The organism is Pseudomonas sp. K5002, from assembly GCF_013386655.1.
In the GTDB taxonomy this organism is placed as follows: Bacteria; Pseudomonadota; Gammaproteobacteria; order Pseudomonadales; family Pseudomonadaceae; genus Aquipseudomonas.
On record NZ_JACARK010000050.1, the window covers coordinates 1 to 17,168 of the forward strand.

14 protein-coding genes and 1 pseudogene are annotated in these 17,168 nt (G+C 60.4%); 10 read left to right on the top strand and 5 right to left on the bottom strand.

Annotated elements, in window-relative coordinates:
- The 5 genes and pseudogenes from HX846_RS03405 to HX846_RS03425 all read left to right on the top strand — a co-directional run.
- The coding region (locus tag HX846_RS03405; protein ID WP_178964980.1) for a phospholipid carrier-dependent glycosyltransferase at positions 1-1,299 on the top strand (1,299 nt) is incomplete at its 5' end.
- A gap of 521 nt (positions 1,300-1,820) precedes the next feature.
- Positions 1,821-2,000: a type VI secretion system contractile sheath small subunit gene (locus HX846_RS03410; protein ID WP_256739762.1), complete on the top strand. Its 180-nt coding sequence runs from the start codon at positions 1,821-1,823 to the stop codon at positions 1,998-2,000.
- 230 nt (positions 2,001-2,230) lie between these two features.
- Positions 2,231-3,739: pseudogene (gene rlmKL, locus HX846_RS03415) on the top strand (bifunctional 23S rRNA (guanine(2069)-N(7))-methyltransferase RlmK/23S rRNA (guanine(2445)-N(2))-methyltransferase RlmL); the annotation flags it as partial.
- 142 nt (positions 3,740-3,881) lie between these two features.
- Positions 3,882-6,278, top strand: coding sequence for a diguanylate cyclase (locus HX846_RS03420; protein ID WP_178964981.1), 2,397 nt, complete (start codon positions 3,882-3,884; stop codon positions 6,276-6,278).
- A 102-nt stretch (positions 6,279-6,380) separates the two neighbouring features.
- Positions 6,381-7,157, top strand: a complete 777-nt coding sequence (locus tag HX846_RS03425) for an N-acetylmuramoyl-L-alanine amidase (RefSeq protein ID WP_003214798.1) — start codon at positions 6,381-6,383, stop codon at positions 7,155-7,157.
- Between the two features lie 17 nt (positions 7,158-7,174).
- Here HX846_RS03425 and HX846_RS03430 read toward each other — a convergent pair whose 3' ends face one another.
- On the bottom strand, positions 7,175-8,962 hold the full coding sequence (locus tag HX846_RS03430; RefSeq protein WP_008439641.1) for a KinB sensor domain-containing domain: 1,788 nt from the start codon (positions 8,960-8,962) through the stop codon (positions 7,175-7,177).
- 10 nt (positions 8,963-8,972) lie between these two features.
- A complete protein-coding gene (gene algB, locus HX846_RS03435) occupies positions 8,973-10,319 on the bottom strand; it encodes a sigma-54-dependent response regulator transcription factor AlgB (protein WP_003214793.1) in 1,347 nt (448 codons plus the stop codon).
- A 392-nt stretch (positions 10,320-10,711) separates the two neighbouring features.
- On the opposite strand from algB, the gene HX846_RS03440 reads away from it, so the two are divergent.
- The 5 genes from HX846_RS03440 to HX846_RS03460 all read left to right on the top strand — a co-directional run bounded on the left by HX846_RS03440 (position 10,712) and on the right by HX846_RS03460 (position 15,098).
- On the top strand, positions 10,712-10,996 hold the full coding sequence (locus HX846_RS03440; protein WP_087694545.1) for a hypothetical protein: 285 nt from the start codon (positions 10,712-10,714) through the stop codon (positions 10,994-10,996).
- A 77-nt stretch (positions 10,997-11,073) separates the two neighbouring features.
- On the top strand, positions 11,074-11,238 hold the full coding sequence (locus HX846_RS03445; protein ID WP_003170804.1) for a DUF1328 domain-containing protein: 165 nt from the start codon (positions 11,074-11,076) through the stop codon (positions 11,236-11,238).
- Positions 11,239-11,240: 2 nt separating this feature from the next.
- Positions 11,241-11,708 carry an inhibitor of vertebrate lysozyme family protein gene (locus HX846_RS03450; protein ID WP_177022440.1) on the top strand — a complete coding sequence of 156 codons (468 nt, stop codon included), beginning with the start codon at positions 11,241-11,243 and terminating at the stop codon, positions 11,706-11,708.
- A 729-nt stretch (positions 11,709-12,437) separates the two neighbouring features.
- Positions 12,438-13,769, top strand: a complete 1,332-nt coding sequence (gltP, locus tag HX846_RS03455) for a glutamate/aspartate:proton symporter GltP (RefSeq protein WP_003214787.1) — start codon at positions 12,438-12,440, stop codon at positions 13,767-13,769.
- A 99-nt stretch (positions 13,770-13,868) separates the two neighbouring features.
- Complete coding sequence (locus HX846_RS03460) at positions 13,869-15,098, top strand: nucleoside recognition domain-containing protein (protein ID WP_003214785.1); 1,230 nt, start codon at positions 13,869-13,871, stop codon at positions 15,096-15,098.
- A gap of 86 nt (positions 15,099-15,184) precedes the next feature.
- Here the strand turns inward: HX846_RS03460 and HX846_RS03465 are convergent, their stop codons facing one another.
- The 3 genes from HX846_RS03465 to HX846_RS03475 all read right to left on the bottom strand — a co-directional run.
- On the bottom strand, positions 15,185-15,844 hold the full coding sequence (locus HX846_RS03465; protein ID WP_003214782.1) for an ABC-type transport auxiliary lipoprotein family protein: 660 nt from the start codon (positions 15,842-15,844) through the stop codon (positions 15,185-15,187).
- Positions 15,841-16,779, bottom strand: a complete 939-nt coding sequence (locus HX846_RS03470) for an MlaD family protein (RefSeq protein ID WP_008439646.1) — start codon at positions 16,777-16,779, stop codon at positions 15,841-15,843. The genes HX846_RS03465 and HX846_RS03470 overlap by 4 nt, the downstream gene beginning before the upstream one ends.
- A 1-nt stretch (position 16,780) precedes the next feature.
- The coding region (locus HX846_RS03475; protein WP_178964982.1) for an ATP-binding cassette domain-containing protein at positions 16,781-17,168 on the bottom strand (388 nt) is incomplete at its 5' end.

Consider the following 17,168-nt stretch of genomic DNA (forward strand, 5'->3'; position numbering starts at 1 on the left):
TACCGGCTGACCGCGCCCTACTCCCGGCGCTGGGCACTGCTGAGCATCGCGGTGATGCTGCTCAGCAGTACCTTCATCAGCGAAACCCGCGCGGTGTCCCTCGACCAGATGCTGGCGGCAGTGGCCCTGACAGTCTTCTACCTGGGTTACGCCCACGACCACTTCGGCGCCGGCAAGCGCCTGCACTGGCTGTTTGCGCTGCTGATCGTGGGGTTCGCGATCCGTGGGCCGATCGGCCTGGTGATCCCCACCGGCATGCTGTGCAGCTATTACCTGATCAATCGGCAATGGCGCCAGCTCTTCAGTTTCGGCCTGCTGGCGTTGGCGTTACTGGCGGCGTGCGTGGGCCTGCTGCTGCTGCTGGCCAAGCTCAGTGGCGGTGAAACGTTCATGCAGGACGTGATCCGCATGCAGTTCCTGGGTCGCATGGACGGCACCGAAGGCTCCGGCAGCGCGCTGTATTACTTCAGCAGTTCGCTGGGCAACTACGCGCCGGCGTATCCGTTGGCAATACTCGCGCTGATTGCGATTGTCGCCGGTGGCCGCGAGGACAAGGGCCCGGCGCTGAAACTGGTGCTGTACTGCCTCGCCGCCGGCTTGATCGTGATGATCGGCTTGTCGGTGCCCCAGGCGAAAAAAGCGCGCTATGTGCTGCCGATGCTGCCCCTGGCAGCAATCATCGCCGCGTACCCGTTCCAGGTGTCGCGAGGCAGACTGTTCGCCGGGCTGCGCTGGCTGATGCTGGGGTTGTGGACGATCATTCCGGGGCTGCTGATCGCAGGCTTGTTCGTGGCGCGTCATCGCTTCCCCGAGCAGATTGGCAGCCTCAATCCGGTGTTCGGGATCCTGATCGCGATCCAGGTGCTGGCACTGGGCTTGCTGTTCAACCGGCGGCTTCGCTACGTGGGCCCGGCCTTCGCCGCGGTATTGGCGGTGTGGCTGGCGTATATCGTGATGGTCGAGCCGCTGGAGCGCCGGTTGTATGACACGCGCACCTTTACCCTCCAGGCCCATGCGCTGACCCAGCAACAACCGGCGCCGCTGGTATTGCACGCACTGGGCAAGGACGCAAAAGCCATCAAGTTCATGGTCAACCTCGATTGCGACCGGGTGCCGTTGTTTACCCAGTTGCCTGCCGACCTGGCGCCGATCCAGGCTCCTGCATGGCTGATCATGAGCCAGTCGGACTATGAAGCGTTGAGCGACCCGCGTTTTCGTTCACTGCAGCCGGTACTGACCGGCCAGTTCGACAAGAACCCCTACGTACTGCTGCATTTGATCAAACCCGCACAACCTTGATACACGGCGCGGGATAAGCGGAACCAACCGCTTATCCCGCACCAGTACATTCAGTAGTTATAAATCCAAGTGTATGTAAGAAACTTCTTTGCCCCTTCAACTTCGAAACTTTTAGCGTAGCAACTATCGAGAAACATCCTACGCATCTATACGCTGCTACCGATAAGACGCCCTCTTCCCGCCCCTAGCCCTCGACTGTAGACTCGCCTGCCAAGCGAGTTAATTATTTAATACCTTTTAACTATTTTCAGAAGTTCCAAAGGTGCGGTGTAAGGCATTCCTGTTACTTTCGAAAGAAACTCGACGAACGTAGCAGCAAGCCATCAATCAAGACATGCCCCGCTTAAACGAACAGTCGAAATAACAATAAAGACCTTTTAAACAGCATTCAGCGCTGCCGTTTATTTCATTTAGAGGAATGTTTTGTGTCCGACCGTCGATTGCCCGACCCCTCAACCTCTGACGCTGTCGCGCCTTTGTCCCGCGACAGAGTCAATGCGGGTTACATCCCGCTGCCAAAACTGGATCGGCTGATGGAACTGCGTGATGCACTGGTGGTGCTCAAGGGGCCATTGGCCAACAATCCATCGCTGCGGGAAAATGTACAAAACCTGCTGATCAACGAGGAAATCGATGACCGTGTGCTGGGCAAGATCAGCAACCCCATGCCACCGCCAACCCGCCTGATACCGTTTGGCTGACACGTTTTACTGCAAAAATACTGCACTTGACCTGCATTAATATGCATTGGCAGCAGTCTTCATCGATTGGCACACTGCGCAGGTTCCTCCCCCAAATGCAGGAACTTCTTTAAAGGGCTTTTCCGGGAAACCAGGCAAGCCTTTTTTTTCGCCCGCTTTTCACGGATCGTCTGTCAATGCTCGCTCGCTGGTTACCCGCTGCCATCAATACCCGCCCTGCCGAATGGAGTCGTGCCGCCATCGGCATGGCCAAGCCACCGCTGTGGATTCGTGGTTACGAGGCGGATCCTCGCCTGATCCAACCCGCCCGTAACAACATCGAACGCGCAGGCCTTAGCCACTGGATCAAGATCTACCAGGGCGAAGTCGGTACCTTCGAGCCGCGTCCGGACCAGAACCAGAAAGGCCTGGTGATCTGCAACCCGCCGTATGGCGAGCGTCTGGGTGATGAAGCCAGCCTGTTGTACCTCTATCAGAACCTCGGCGAGCGTCTGCGCCAGGCGTGCCTGGGCTGGGAAGCGGCGGTGTTCACCGGTGCTCCGGACCTGGGCAAGCGCATGGGCATCCGCAGCCACAAACAGTATTCGTTCTGGAACGGCGCCTTGCCGTGCAAATTGCTGCTGATCAAGGTCACCCCGGACCAGTTCGTCACCGGCGAGCGTCGCACCCCGGAACAACGCCAGGCCGAGCGCGAGCAAGCGGCCTACGACCAGGCGCCGACCGAGCCGCAAGAGCGCCAGTACAACAAGAACGGGAACCCGATCAAACCCGCCCCGGCCCCAGTGGTCGAGCAGGCGCGCTTGAGCGAAGGCGGGCAGATGTTTGCCAACCGCCTGCAAAAGAACCTGAAACTGCTGGGCAAGTGGGCCAAGCGCGAAGGCGTCGATTGCTACCGTGTGTACGATGCCGACATGCCGGAATACTCCATGGCCATCGACCTGTACCACGACTGGGTCCACGTCCAGGAATACGTGGCGCCGAAGTCGATTGACCCGGAAAAAGCTTCGGCACGCATGTTCGATGCCCTGGCGGCCATTCCCCAGGCGCTGGGCATCGACAAGAACCGTGTGGTGGTCAAGCGTCGCGAACGCCAGAGCGGCACCAAGCAGTACGAGCGCCAGAGCGCCCAGGGCAAGTTCACCGAGGTCAGCGAAGGCGGCGTCAAGTTGCTGGTCAACCTGACCGATTACCTGGACACCGGCCTGTTCCTCGACCACCGTCCAATGCGCATGCGCATCCAGAAAGAGGCGGCCGGCAAACGCTTCCTCAACCTGTATTGCTACACCGCCACCGCCAGTGTGCACGCCGCCAAGGGTGGCGCGCGCAGCACCACCAGCGTCGACCTGTCGAAGACCTACCTGGACTGGGCGCGCCGCAACTTCTCCCTCAACGGTTTCTCCGACAAGAACCGCCTGGAGCAGGGCGACGTGATGGCCTGGCTGGAAGCCAGCCGCGATGAGTTCGACATGATCTTCATCGACCCGCCGACCTTCTCCAACTCCAAGCGCATGGAAGGCATCTTCGACGTGCAACGCGACCACGTGCAGTTGCTGGACCTGGCCATGGCGCGCCTGGCACCGGGCGGCGTGTTGTACTTCTCGAACAACTTCCGCAAGTTCCAGCTGGAAGACAACCTCGTCGAGCGGTATGCCGTCGAAGAGATCAGCGACAAGACCATCGACCCGGATTTTGCGCGTAACGCCAAGATCCATCGGGCGTGGAAAATCACCGCGCGCTGATCACTGCGTTCTGAAGCCGCAGGCCCGGATCATTCCGGCCTTGCGGCTTTTTTTTTGCGCTGGTCAAACGCAAGTCCTGTGGCTATAACTTAGGGCCTGGCCAAAGTGACGCACCCGCACGCTGGCGTTCCGAGTCTTGTCTATGCCGCTGCATGCCGTCCGCCCGAAAATCCTAGGCTTTATCAGTGAGCAGGTGTCGGCGTGGCTGGTGGCGGTGGTGGTGTTGCTGGCCGGTATCGCGCTGACGATTGTCGTCGCCTGGGCCGCGTCCGAGCTTTACCAGCAGCAGATGCGCCAGCGCTTTCAACTGCTGGTCAACGAGCGCTACAGCCGTCTCCAGGAGCGTTTCGAGGACCAGGAACAACGCCTGGGCAGCCTGCGGCGGTTCTTCGTCAATTCAAATACAGTCTCGCGCAAAGAGTTCGAAGGGTTCGCGCAGCCCTTGCTGTTGCGTACCCGCGCCTATGCCTGGGCACCCCGGGTTTTGCGTGACCAGCGCGGTGCGTTCGAGCAGGCAATCACGGCGGAGCGCGGTGCGAATTTCTCCATTCGTGAATTGAATGCGGCGGGCGAACTGACCCCGGCGACTGATCGCGATGAGTATGTGCCGGTGCTGTACAGCCAGACCCAGAGCATTCTCGGCTCGCCGCTGGGTTTTGACCTGTTGGCCCAGCCACTGCGGCGCTCGACGGTGGAGCGTGCGCAACAGTCAGGGAAGATGGCGGTGTCCCAGCCCATGCAACTGGTGGGTGTGGAGCCGGCCTATGCCATGGGTGTATTGCTGGTGGCACCGGTCAGCCGGGCACCGACGACACAAGTGCCCAACAGTGAACCTTACGGCTACGTCATGGCGGTGATCAGCATGCGCCAGCTGGTGGCCGATGGCTTGCCCAAGGCCGCACGGGACAACCTGGTGATGCAGATTGTCGACACCTCCGATGCAGAGCAACGGGTGTTGTACGAATCCAGCAACCCCGTGGCAGACAGTGACCTGGTGGCAGCACGCCGGCTGACGCTCGGCGACCACGTCTACGCCTTGAGCCTGCGCCCCAGCCAGGTGTTCCAGCAGGGCAATCACTCGTCGCTGGTCAGTATCCTGGTCATGGGCAGCCTGCTGAGTGTGCTGCTCAGTGCGTTGCTCTACGTGGTGGTCAGCCAGCGCCAGCGCGCATTGAAGCTGGTGGAGCAGCGCACCGCCCAATTGCGTCAGCGGGAACAGGAACTGCGAGGCACCCACGGCCAACTGCGCAGCGTGCTCAATGCGGCCACCCAGGTGGCGATCATCGCGACGGACTTGCGCGGTGTGATCACCACCTTCAACGCCGGCGCCGAGCAGATGCTGGGCTTTGAAGCACAAGAGGTACTGGGCCACCTGACCCTCGAAAGCCTGCACCTGGCCCCCGAGCTGGAAGCCCGTGCCGCGCAATTGAGCGCAATCCTCGGCAAGCGCATCGCGCCAGCCCAGGCGATGCTGGTGGACAGCGCCGATGCAGTGCATGAGGCCCGCGAGTGGACGCTGGTACGCAAGGACGGCAGCCAACTGACGGTGAACATGCTCGCCACTGTTCTGCTGGACGAGCATGGCCTGTGGGTCGGGCACCTGGCGATCTGCCTGGATGTCACCGAGCAGAAGCGCGCCTATGAGGCACTGGCCGCGCGGGACCGCCTGCTGAAGAAACTCAGCGCCCATGTGCCCGGCGGTATTTTCCAGTTCATCCTGGAACCGAACAATGTCTCGCGTTTCATTTATGCCAGCGATGGCATCCGCGACATCTACGAAATCGAGCCTGGGGTGTTGCAGCAGGATGCGCGAAAGGTCTTCGAGCGGATTCATCCGCTGGATGTCGAGCGGGTACGGGAGTCCATTCGCCTGTCCACCCTGCAACTGAGCCATTGGCGTGAAGAATACCGGGTGCAGTTGCCCCATCGGGGGCTGCGCTGGGTTCGCGGTGAGGCGACGCCGGAAGAGCTGGCCGGTGGCGGTACGTTATGGCATGGCTATGTGTCGGATATTTCCGATCTCAAGCGGGTCGAGGAAGAGCTGCGGGCGCTGTCGATTACCGATTCCCTGACCGGCATTCATAACCGACGCTACTTCCAGGACCGGCTGAAGGCCGAGATGATCCGGGTCAAGCGTGCCTCGGGGGCGTTGTCGGTGATCATGTTCGACATCGATCACTTCAAGCGCATCAACGACGGCTATGGTCATCTGGCGGGCGACAAGGTGCTGAAGATCATCGCCACGGTGCTTCGCAAACGCCTGCGGCCGAACGACTTCATCGCGCGTTTTGGCGGTGAAGAGTTTGTGCTGCTGATGCCCAACTCGTCGCTGTCCGATGCGTTGGCGGTGGGCGAAACCCTGCGTGCAGCCATCCAAGCCTGCCCGTTTCACTTCAAGGGCGAGCCGGTGACGATTACGGTGTCCATGGGCATGGCGCAGTTTCAGCCGGGAGAACGCAGTGACCTGGCGCTCAAGCGCGCTGACGAGGCGTTATATCGTGCCAAGGCGGCGGGGCGTAACCAGGTGCAGGCGGCCTGACCGGAAATGTTCCATTTTGTTTAAAACATCGCATTTGGCCGCCTGGCAGCAAACGGTACGTTACACTGTTGCATTATCGTCTTAAGCGTACTATTTGCTGCCATGAAACTTCTGTGTTCTGCCTTTCTGTTTCTCCTGCTCGCCGGTTGCGCGAGCGGCCCTCGCCTGGACACCAGTCATCCGTCGGTGAACCACGACAATCGTGTGCAGTTTGTCGTCGTGCACTACACCTCGGCGTCCCTTGAGCGCTCCCTGGCGCTGTTGACCCATGGCCAGGTCAGCAGTCATTACCTGATCGGTGATGACGCCTCGGCCACCATCTATAAGCTCGTGGATGAAAGCCAGCGCGCCTGGCATGCCGGAGAAAGTGAATGGATGGGCCGCACCTGGCTCAACTCCAGCTCCATCGGGATCGAGATCGTGAACCCGGGTTATCGGGATTTGCCGACGGGCCGCGTCTGGTATCCCTATTCCGAAGCGCAGGTGCAGTCACTGGTAGTACTGCTCAAGGACATCAGCAAACGCAACGGCATCGACCCGCGAAACATCATCGGCCATAGCGACATTGCCCCGCTGCGCAAGCTGGACCCGGGGCCGTTGTTCCCCTGGAAGCGCCTGGCGGATGAGGGGCTGGGCATGTGGCCGGACGCCAAGGCGGTGGCCCGTTACCAGGTGCAGTACGCAGCCGATCTGCCGAGCATTACCTGGTTCCAGGAAGAGTTGGCGAAGCTGGGCTATCCGACGCCACAGACGGGCGAGCTGGATGTAGCGACGCGGCATGTGGTGGCCGCGTTCCAGATGCATTTCCGGGCGTCGCTGTTTGATGGGACGCCGGATGCCGAAAGTGCTGCGATCCTGCGGGCGTTGAATCACCAATAACGGTTGGCGCGTTGTTCCTACAGGGGCAACGCCATGTAGAACTGCGTCCCCTGCCCCGGCCGCGAATACACCCCCATGCGGCCACCGTGCAATTGCACGATCTCCTTGCACAGCGCCAGGCCCAGCCCGGCGCCGCCTTTCTTGCGGCCTACCTGCACAAACGGCTCGAAGATTCGTCCCTGCTGGCCGTAGGCAATGCCTTCACCGTTGTCTTCAACGCTGACAATCACCCGTTCGCCATGGCGACGCGCCTGCAAGCGGATCTGCCCACCGTCGGCTGTGTGCCGCAGGGCATTGCCCAGCAAATTGTCGAGCACCCTTTCCAGCTGCGCTCGATCGGCATGCAACCTCGGTAGCGGGGATTGTTCCTCAACCAGCAGCTCGATGTTCTGCGCATTCGCCTGCTCCGCGAAGCGGGCGCGGGCATGTTCGAGCAGGTCGCTGATGTCACACGGGCCCAGGGTGAGTTTCTGCAAGCCATTCTGGTAGCGCGAGAAGTTGAGCAAGTCGTTGATCAACTGCATCAGGCGCTGCATTTCCTCGTTGACCGTATCCAGCAGGTCCGCTTCGCGCGACTCCGCAGGAAACTTCGCCCGTTCCCGGAACAAGCCGAAGGCCATGTGCATGCCCGTCACCGGCGTGCGTAATTCATGGGACGCGCGCAACACAAACTCACTGCGTACTCGTTCAAAGGCACGCTGTTCGGTAACGTCATGCAGCACCATCACCGCGCCCAGAATGTGCCCCTGGGTATGGCTGACCGGCGTCAGGCTGTACGTCAGCAGGCGCAGCTCACCCTCAACCTCTACTTCCAGGTCTTCAGGTGCGCGCTCCAGATTGCCGCCGCGCAGTACCAGCTGCAGCTGTTCATCCAGTTCCGGGCGGCCCAGGGCGTCGCCAAGGCCTTGGCCCAGGCGATTCTCGTCCCAGCCGAGTTGACGTTGTGCCACCGGGTTAAGGTGTTCCAGGCGACCCTGGCGGTCGATCATCAGCAGGCCGTCGTCGATGCTGTCGAGCACCGCCTGCAGGCGTTGTTGCCCGGCCAGCAGCTCATCGACATTGGTTGCCTGATGCTGGCGCAACGCCTCGGCCATGATGCCGAAGCGTCGGGTCAGCAGGTTCATTTCCGCTGCGGATGAAATGGGCAGCGTGACTTCGAAGTTGCCCTGGCCGATCTTGTCGGCGGCCTTGGCCAGCGCTTCGATCGGCCCGCCAAAGCGGCGGGCGATACCGTGGGCGGTAACGAAACCGATGATCAGCACCGCCAGGCCGACCAGGCCCAGCAGGCCGGCAATCAGCAGCGCACGTTCACGGGACTTGTGTTCGGTATCGTTGATGTTATCCAGGGCTTTCTTGTGCTCGGCGATCAGGCCGTTGCGCAGGATGTTGAAGCGTTTGGTCAGCTCGTCGTTGTTGCGCAGTTGCGGCGGAGCATTCTCCTTTTCATCGAACGCCTCGAGAAAGCTCAGGTAATTGGTCTTGGCCTGGGTAAAACCGCTGGTTACCGCGTCCTTTTGTTCGTGGTCGATACCTTGCTGCAACAGGGCGAAATAGCGTTGCTTGGAGTCTTCCAGCGCAGCGGTATTCGGCTGTTCATTGAGCATGATCATCAACTGGTCGCCGAGGGTCTGCCGAAGCTTGAGCCCCAGGTCCAATGTGATGAAGTTGCTGCGAATCAACGATTCCTGGGTCTTGGCCATTTGCATGACGCTCACCAGCCCCAGCAGCAACCCCAACAGGGCGACGGTGATCAGCGCGGAAATACTCAGGAACAACCGAGTGCGCAGGGTCATCGCAAGCTTCATAGGCTACAGCTCACAGGTTGTATTGTTTGCGTTTGCGATACAGCGTCGACGCATCAATGCCAAGGGTTCGGGCCGCCTGGTCCAGGGTGTCGCTGGTGGCCAGCACGGCGCCGATATGCGCCTTTTCCAGTTCATCCAGGCTCAACGCCGCACCGATACGCGGGGCATTGTTGGTCGGCTGCTCGGCCATGCCGAGGTGGCTGATCTCAACTTTTTCCTGCGGGCAAATGATGCTGGCCCGCTCAACCACGTTGCGCAGCTCGCGGATGTTCCCCGGCCAGCGGTAGTTGAGCAGTGCCTCACGGGCTTCATCGCTGAAGCCGCGCGCCGGCCGCGCATATTCCTTCACGAAACGCGCCAGGAAGCGGTCGGCCAGGGTCAGGATGTCTTCGCTGCGTTCGCGCAGGGGCGGCAGGTGCAAGGTGATGACATTCAGGCGATACAGCAGGTCTTCGCGGAAACGGCCGTCGCGAACCATGTCTTCCAGGTTCAGGTTGGTAGCGGCGAGGATTCGCACATCGGCACGGCGCGTCACCGGGTCGCCGACGCGCTCGTATTCCTTGTCCTGGATAAAGCGCAGCAACTTGGGTTGTAAAGTAAGCGGAAAGTCGCCGATCTCGTCGAGAAACAAGGTGCCGCCATCGGCCTGGTTGACGCGGCCGAGGGTGCTTTCGCTGGCGCCGGTAAACGCACCACGGCTATGACCGAACAACTCGCTTTCCATCAGTTCCGCCGTCAGCGATGGGCAGTTGATGGTGACGCAGGATTTTTTCGCGCGTTTGCTCCAACCGTGGATCGCCCGGGCCAGTTCACCTTTACCGGTGCCGGATTCGCCGAGAATCAGGATGTTGGCATCAGTGCCCGCCACCTGGCGTGCGGTTTCCAGCACCACCATCATCGCCGGGCTATGGGAGTCGAGGCCGTCCTTGGGTTGGCGCACTGCGCCTTCCAGGGCTTCCAGGCGTGCCGACAGCTGGCGCACTTCCAGCTGTTTGGCCGTGGCCAGGCGCAATTGATCGGGGCTGCAAGGCTTTACCAGGTAGTCGGCCGCGCCGGCCTGGATCGCATCCACGGCGGTGTCGACGGCCGAGTGGGCCGTGACGATCACCACGCGCATCCACGGTGCCTGGATACGCATTTGCGCCAGTACATCCAGGCCGTTGTCTTCGCCCAGGCGCAGGTCCAGGAAGCACAGGTCAAACACCTGGCGTTGCAACAAGGCATCGGCCTGGGCGGCGCTGTTGGCGGTGGCTACGGTGTAGCCTTCATCTTCCAGGCAGTAACGGAAGGTGCGAAGGATCGCGGATTCGTCATCCACTAAAAGAATGCGGCCTTGAAGTTCCTTGGCTGATTCCATCTGTCCCGCGCTCCCTTAAGAATGAATGATGTTGTTTAGTCCCGGAATAATCGGGCAAGTTGCATGGTTTATTCTGATTGATTAAAGCCGTCACCGCGCAGCTATCTGCGCTTCTTCTTACAAAGACGCTCACAAGAGGCGTTTTTGTCTCCCTCTTGCCACTTCGGCAGTCGAACGTTGCCTTCCTATCCCTTGATCCGACCAGTGACCATCGTGCATTTCGCACGGCAAGGATAGGGGCATCGTGCAGGATGCTCGTGGTGTCAAAGCGCTTTTGTTTTTAACTTGTTGATTTTATTGATTTTTATTTTGTTAAAAAACTGGCACGCAGGCTGCAATACAGCTCATACGAGTTTCATCTACGAATAATCAGAATGCGGGAGAGATACAGCATGACTCGCCAAAGCCTGACCCAACTGCGTGTATCGCCACTGCGCCTGCAACAGGGGCTGTTTGCCAGCCTGGCCCTGATGGTGACCTTGATTGGCGGTCAGCAATTGGCGCATTGGCAGCAGAGTCAGCAGCAAGTCGTGCAGTTTGAACGTCCGATGATGACCCAGACCCATTTCCGCTCCGTCGGCAGCACTGCCGCCGATGTGACAACCCCGCAATTGGCGGCGGTTGAACAGGACTCCACCCTCGGCGACCTGCCATCGCAGGAACGCTGGGTGTTCTAGGCAATACACGGTCCTCGAATCGAGCGACCGCAGGCACTACCGCTGTTACCCCTAAAAGAAGCGTAAGGAGAATCACCATGTTGAGTTGGGCAATCACATTTCTGATCATCGCCATTGTGGCTGCAGTCCTGGGCTTCGGTGGTATCGCGGGCACCGCCACGGGTATCGCCAAGATTCTGTTTGTGGTCTTCCTGGTGATGTTCATCGCTTCCTTCTTCTTTGGCCGTCGTGGCCGAGGCTAAGCATGTTCAACTCGTCCCTTAAAGCCCTGGCTGCCGCCCTGTTGTTGGGCGGCAGCGGCTTGGTGCTGGCTGCCAATGATGGCCAGTCCCGAGCCAACGAACTGTTGAGCGCGAACCCGCAGTATCGCGAGACCTGGCAGAGCGTGGTCAAGAAGGAAGAGCGCCTGCCTGAATGGGTGTTGAACCTTTCGGGCAGTGCTGAACAAATGAATGCCGTTGAAGAGGACGGTGACAAGTACTTGGTCGGGCCGCTCTGTGAAACCGCAGACACATGCCTGAACAAGCGCCTGATCGTCGCTTTCAGCTTCGACAAGGAAGATGCTTACGCGATGTTGGTAGAAGTCCCGGCGGGCTTGCCCGCGGACAAATCGCCAACGCGGCACGCCGACTACCGTTTTCTTGGCAAGCCGGACGAAGGCATGCAAAAGCTGCTGATGGAACAGCTCAAGAAAGATCCGAATTGGTACTAGGTTCGGTCTGACGACGCTGTCGTCTACCGGCTTAACGTCCATAGAAAGAAGCGCCGTGCTTCTTTCTGTTTGCATCGCCCGACAAGGGTGGTGCATGACCAAGGGGCCGGGTTGCTCTGATCGTTTGGATCGGCGTGACCTACGGGGACAGGGAGTGCCTGCGCAAGGGCCGGGTCAGGTGAAAAGCTGCGACGCAAGTTCCCAAGCCGATGGTTTGTGGAACTTGCGACGGGCTTGCGGCTCCTATGCCCGCTTCTGTCATGCCGCCCATAGCGGCAATTCTCCTTTTTGCGTCCGCCCAACCATTTCTTGGTGTTTCCGCGTGACCATCTATCGAGAAAGTTTGTCTCCTGCCAGACGAGTTTTTCGATGGTATGCGTAGGAATTTTCAGGGGTTTTCAACCGCGACCGTAGATTGTCAAAAAACCCTGCGCGAGCCTGAAATGGCCGGTTCGCGGCATTTATGCCTGCCGAAATGTCGTATTCGAACTGACCGTTCAGACAGAAAAACTCAAAAAAACTCATGCCGATTCGGCATAGGGTAGGCGTTTACGGCATTAGACGTCGCCTCCTTGCATCGGAATAGTTGCGCCTTTTTTCGCCTGCCAGTGAGCCATATCGGCCAACTGCGGTGACCTTCTACGGGGGCAGATGCACACACTTTTTCGCTCTCGAGCGTTCCAGCTGCTGGCGCATCTGCCTGAGTCCACTTGAAGTAAGGGTAATGACATGAAGAAGGCAAAGCTAAGCCTCGCCTGGCAGATCCTCATCGGTCTGGTGCTGGGGATTGCAATCGGTGCGGTGCTTAACCATTTCAGTGCTGAAAAGGCCTGGTGGATCAGCAACGTGTTGCAGCCCGCTGGCGATATCTTTATCCGCCTGATCAAGATGATCGTTATCCCGATCGTGATTTCGTCGCTGATTGTCGGAATCGCCGGTGTTGGCGATGCGAAAAAGCTCGGCCGGATCGGCGTTAAAACCATCCTTTACTTCGAAGTGGTCACCACCATTGCCATTGTGGTCGGCCTGTTGCTGGCCAACCTGTTCCATCCGGGTACCGGCATCGACATGAGTACCCTGGGTACCGTCGACATTTCCAAATACACGGCCACCGCCGCCGAGGTCCAGCACGAGCACGCGTTCATCGAGACGATCCTCAACCTGATCCCGTCGAACATCTTCGCCGCCGTGGCCCGTGGCGACATGCTGCCGATCATCTTCTTCTCGGTGTTGTTCGGCCTCGGCTTGTCGAGCCTCAAGCCTGAATTGCGCGAGCCCCTGGTGACCATGTTCCAGGGCGTGTCCGAGAGCATGTTCAAAGTCACCCACATGATCATGAAATACGCCCCGATCGGTGTATTTGCCCTGATCGCGGTGACCGTCGCCAACTTCGGTTTCGCCTCGCTGCTGCCGCTGGCCAAGCTGGTGATTCTGGTTTACGTCGCCATCCTGTTCTTCGCCTTTGTGGTCCTCGGCCTGATCGCCCGCCTGTTCGGCTTCTCGGTGATCAAGTTGATGCGCATCTTCAAGGATGAGCTGGTGCTGGCCTACTCCACTGCCAGCTCTGAAACCGTGCTGCCGCGTGTGATCGAGAAGATGGAAGCCTACGGCGCGCCGAAGGCGATCTGCAGCTTCGTGGTACCGACCGGCTACTCGTTCAACCTCGACGGTTCGACCCTGTACCAGAGCATCGCGGCGATCTTTATCGCCCAGCTGTATGGCATCGACCTGTCGATTGGCCAGCAACTGATGCTGGTGCTGACCCTGATGGTCACCTCCAAAGGCATCGCCGGCGTGCCGGGCGTGTCCTTCGTGGTGCTGCTGGCGACCCTGGGCAGCGTGGGCATTCCGCTGGAAGGCCTGGCGTTCATCGCCGGTGTCGACCGCATCATGGACATGGCCCGTACCGCACTGAACGTGATCGGTAACGCCCTGGCCGTACTGGTCATCTCCCGTTGGGAAGGCATGTACGACGATGCCAAGGGCGAGCGCTACTGGAACTCCCTGCCGCACTGGCGCACCAAGCAAGCACTGCCGGCCGGCGAGACCACTCGCGGCTGACCGCCAGGACTGGCTCCTACACAAACCCCGGAAAATCCGGGGTTTGTCGTTTCTGCCAGCCCCGCTATCATTCGCCCCATCTTTCGGGGGATTCAACTGATGCTCAATGGCCTGTGGCTTGGCTTCTTTATCGTGGCGATGGTGTCTGCGCTGGCGCAATGGCTGATCGGCGGGAATGCCGGGATCTTTGCGGCCATGGTGGAAAGCATTTTCGCCATGGCCAAGCTGTCGGTCGAGGTGATGGTGTTGCTGTTCGGCACCCTGACCTTGTGGCTGGGCTTCCTGCGTATCGCCGAGAAAGCCGGGATCGTCGACTGGCTGGCCAAGGCCCTGGGGCCGCTGTTCCGGCGCCTGATGCCGGAAGTGCCTGCCGGTCATCCGGCCATCGGCTTGATCACGCTCAACTTCGCCGCCAACGGCCTGGGCCTCGATAACGCCGCTACGCCCATCGGCCTCAAGGCCATGAAGGCGCTGCAAGAGCTCAACCCTATCCCCAATACCGCCAGCAACGCGCAGATCCTGTTTCTGGTACTCAACGCGTCTTCCCTGACCCTGCTGCCGGTCACCATCTTCATGTACCGCGCCCAGCAAGGTGCGGCGGACCCGACGCTGGTGTTCCTGCCGATCCTGCTGGCCACCAGCGCCTCGACCCTGGTGGGCCTGTTGTCGGTGGCGGTGATGCAACGCCTGCGGCTGTGGGACCCGGTGGTGCTGGCGTATCTGATTCCGGGTGCGCTGGTACTGGGTGGCTTCATGGCCTTGCTGGCGACGCTCTCAGCCACTGCGCTGGCGGGCCTGTCGTCGATCCTCGGCAACCTCACGCTGTTCGGGCTGATCATGTTGTTCCTGGTGATCGGCGCGCTGCGCAAGGTGAAAGTCTACGAGGCGTTTGTCGAAGGTGCCAAAGAGGGCTTCGACGTTGCCAAGAACCTGCTGCCGTACCTGGTGGCGATGCTGTGTGCAGTGGGCGTGTTGCGGGCGTCCGGCGCGCTGGATTTCGGCCTGGAAGGCATTCGCCACGTGGTGGCCTGGACCGGCATGGACACGCGCTTTGTCGATGCGCTGCCGACCGCGATGGTCAAGCCGTTCTCCGGCAGTGCGGCGCGGGCGATGTTGATTGAGACCATGCAGACCCAGGGCGTGGACAGCTTCCCGGCGCTGGTGGCGGCGACGATTCAGGGCAGCACCGAGACCACGTTCTATGTGTTGGCGGTGTACTTTGGCTCGGTGGGAATCCAGCGGGCACGGCATGCGGTGGGGTGTGCGTTGTTGGCGGAGTTTGCTGGTGTGGTGGCGGCGATTGCGGTGTGCTACTGGTTCTTCGGCTAAGACCTGAATCCCTGTGGCGAGGGAGCTTGCTCCCGTTGGGCCGCGAAGCGGCCCCAGTCAGTTATCGCAGGTGTGTCAGTCAAAGCTCATTGACTGGTTTTGGGGCTGCTGCGCAGCCCAACGGGAGCAAGCTCCCTCGCCACAAAAGCGCGGTTTCCCAGGCCGACGGCCCAATCCACCACCTGCCTGTTCAGCGCATCCCCAGCCTGACCAAACCCGGCCACCACCGCCGGCACCTTGGTATCCCCCACCGGCTGCCTCACCTCGAACCGCTTGCTGGCAATAATCCGTTGATCACTGCCGCGCACCAACCGCGCGTCCAGCCGTATCACCACTTCAACTGCGCTGCCGCGATACTCACTCTGAAACGCCTGCAACTGCCCGCCCAACTCAAAGTCCGCCTGCAGATTGGTCTCATCGGTACTGAGCAACGTCACCCGCCCATCCCGCTGGAACCCGTCCAGCAACCGGTTACGCAACAGCACGGGGGCTGGATCGCTCCAGCGGGAATTTGCATAGCTGCTGATCAAGTCACCGTTAGGCACCACGGCAATCCGCGGGCTGTCGAGGAATTCGCTGGTCTGCGGCTTCGCCACCCGCAGCGACCAGGCCACCGGGCTGGCCTGCGTGGCGGCCTGCGCCGATGGCAACCGGTACACGTCCGAGGGATCCGCCTTCGGCAGGATGGAACACGCACTGACCAATACCAGCGCAACGGGGGCGATCATTTGGTACGCACGCTTCATGGCGTGAACTCCTTGTTCTTGTCGCTGCCCAGCAGGTAACCGCTGGGGTTGGCTTCCAGGCGGCGGGAAATGGCGCGCAACGAACCCAGGGTTTCCCGCAGCTCGCGCACCGCTGGCGCCAGTTCGTTGAGACCCTGCATGCCGCTGTTCAGGGAATCCTTGTTGTTGGTCAGCAAGGTGTCGATCGTGGCCGTGCTCTGTTGAAGGGACTGCATGGCCTTTTCAGCACTGCCGAAAACCTGCTTGCCCTGGTCGTTGAGCAAACCGTTGGCGTTGCGCATCAACGCGGTGGTTTGTTCCAGGGTGGCGCTGGCCTGTTTGCTCACCTGCATCAATTGCTGCATCACCACCTTGATGTCGCCGCGCTGATCGGCAATCGCGCCGGTGGTCTGTTGCAGATTGTCCAGGGTATTGCTGAGGCGGTCGACGTTCTCCCGGGAGAACATGTGATTGGCGTTGTGCAGCAGCAAGTTGATGCTGGTCATCAGGTCATTGCTGTTGTTCAGCAGTCGCGCGATCGGCGATGGCGACGCAATGATCTCCGGCAGGTTGCCGTCCTTGCCCTTGAGCTCAGGGCTTTGGGGTGTACCGCCGCTGAGCTGGATGATCGAGGTGCCGGTGATGCCGGTCAGGGCCAGCTTGGCCTGGGTGTCTTCCTTGATCGGCGTCTGCCCGGCCAGGCGGATGCGCGCCAGCACCCGGCGCGGGTCTTTCGGGTCGAGGCGCAGGCTGGTGACGTCGCCCACCTTGATCCCGCTGTACTGCACGGCACTGCCTTGGGACAGCCCACTGACCGCCTCGTTGAACACCACTTCGTAATCCTGGAATGCGCTGTCGACGCTGGACTTGGCCAGCCACAGGCCAAACAGCATGGCGCCGACCACGACGATCACGCTGAACAGACCGATCATCACATGATGGGCTCGGGTTTCCATGTCATACCTCGTTGAGCAGTTGAGCGGCATCCAATGCCGCGCGGCCCCGTGGGCCATGGAAGTATTCGTGAATCCAGGCGTCGTCGGTTTCCGAGACGACATCGATGGCATCCGCCACCAGTACCTTTTTCTGCGCCAGCACCGCTACGCGGTCGGTGATGGTGTACAGCGTGTCGAGGTCGTGGGTGACCAGGAACACGCTCAGGCCCAGCGCATCGCGCAGGGTCAGGATCAGTTGATCGAAGGCGGCGGCGCCGATCGGGTCGAGGCCGGCGGTGGGTTCATCGAGAAACAGGATGTCCGGGTCCAGCGCCAGGGCACGGGCCAGGGCCGCGCGCTTGATCATGCCGCCGGAGAGTGACGAGGGGTATTTGTCGGCGGCCGACAGC

Bases quoted from the DNA above. Each gene is read 5' to 3' on its own strand.
- HX846_RS03440 (WP_087694545.1), top strand. From the start codon at position 10,712: ATGACTCGCCAAAGCCTGACCCAACTGCGTGTATCGCCACTGCGCCTG.
- HX846_RS03450 (WP_177022440.1), top strand. From the start codon at position 11,241: ATGTTCAACTCGTCCCTTAAAGCCCTGGCTGCCGCCCTGTTGTTGGGC.
- HX846_RS03465 (WP_003214782.1), bottom strand. From the start codon at position 15,844: ATGAAGCGTGCGTACCAAATGATCGCCCCCGTTGCGCTGGTATTGGTC.
- HX846_RS03420 (WP_178964981.1), top strand. From the start codon at position 3,882: ATGCCGCTGCATGCCGTCCGCCCGAAAATCCTAGGCTTTATCAGTGAG.
- algB (WP_003214793.1), bottom strand. From the start codon at position 10,319: ATGGAATCAGCCAAGGAACTTCAAGGCCGCATTCTTTTAGTGGATGAC.
- HX846_RS03460 (WP_003214785.1), top strand. From the start codon at position 13,869: ATGCTCAATGGCCTGTGGCTTGGCTTCTTTATCGTGGCGATGGTGTCT.
- HX846_RS03470 (WP_008439646.1), bottom strand. From the start codon at position 16,779: ATGGAAACCCGAGCCCATCATGTGATGATCGGTCTGTTCAGCGTGATC.
- HX846_RS03425 (WP_003214798.1), top strand. From the start codon at position 6,381: ATGAAACTTCTGTGTTCTGCCTTTCTGTTTCTCCTGCTCGCCGGTTGC.
- HX846_RS03430 (WP_008439641.1), bottom strand. From the start codon at position 8,962: ATGAAGCTTGCGATGACCCTGCGCACTCGGTTGTTCCTGAGTATTTCC.
- gltP (WP_003214787.1), top strand. From the start codon at position 12,438: ATGAAGAAGGCAAAGCTAAGCCTCGCCTGGCAGATCCTCATCGGTCTG.
- HX846_RS03445 (WP_003170804.1), top strand. From the start codon at position 11,074: ATGTTGAGTTGGGCAATCACATTTCTGATCATCGCCATTGTGGCTGCA.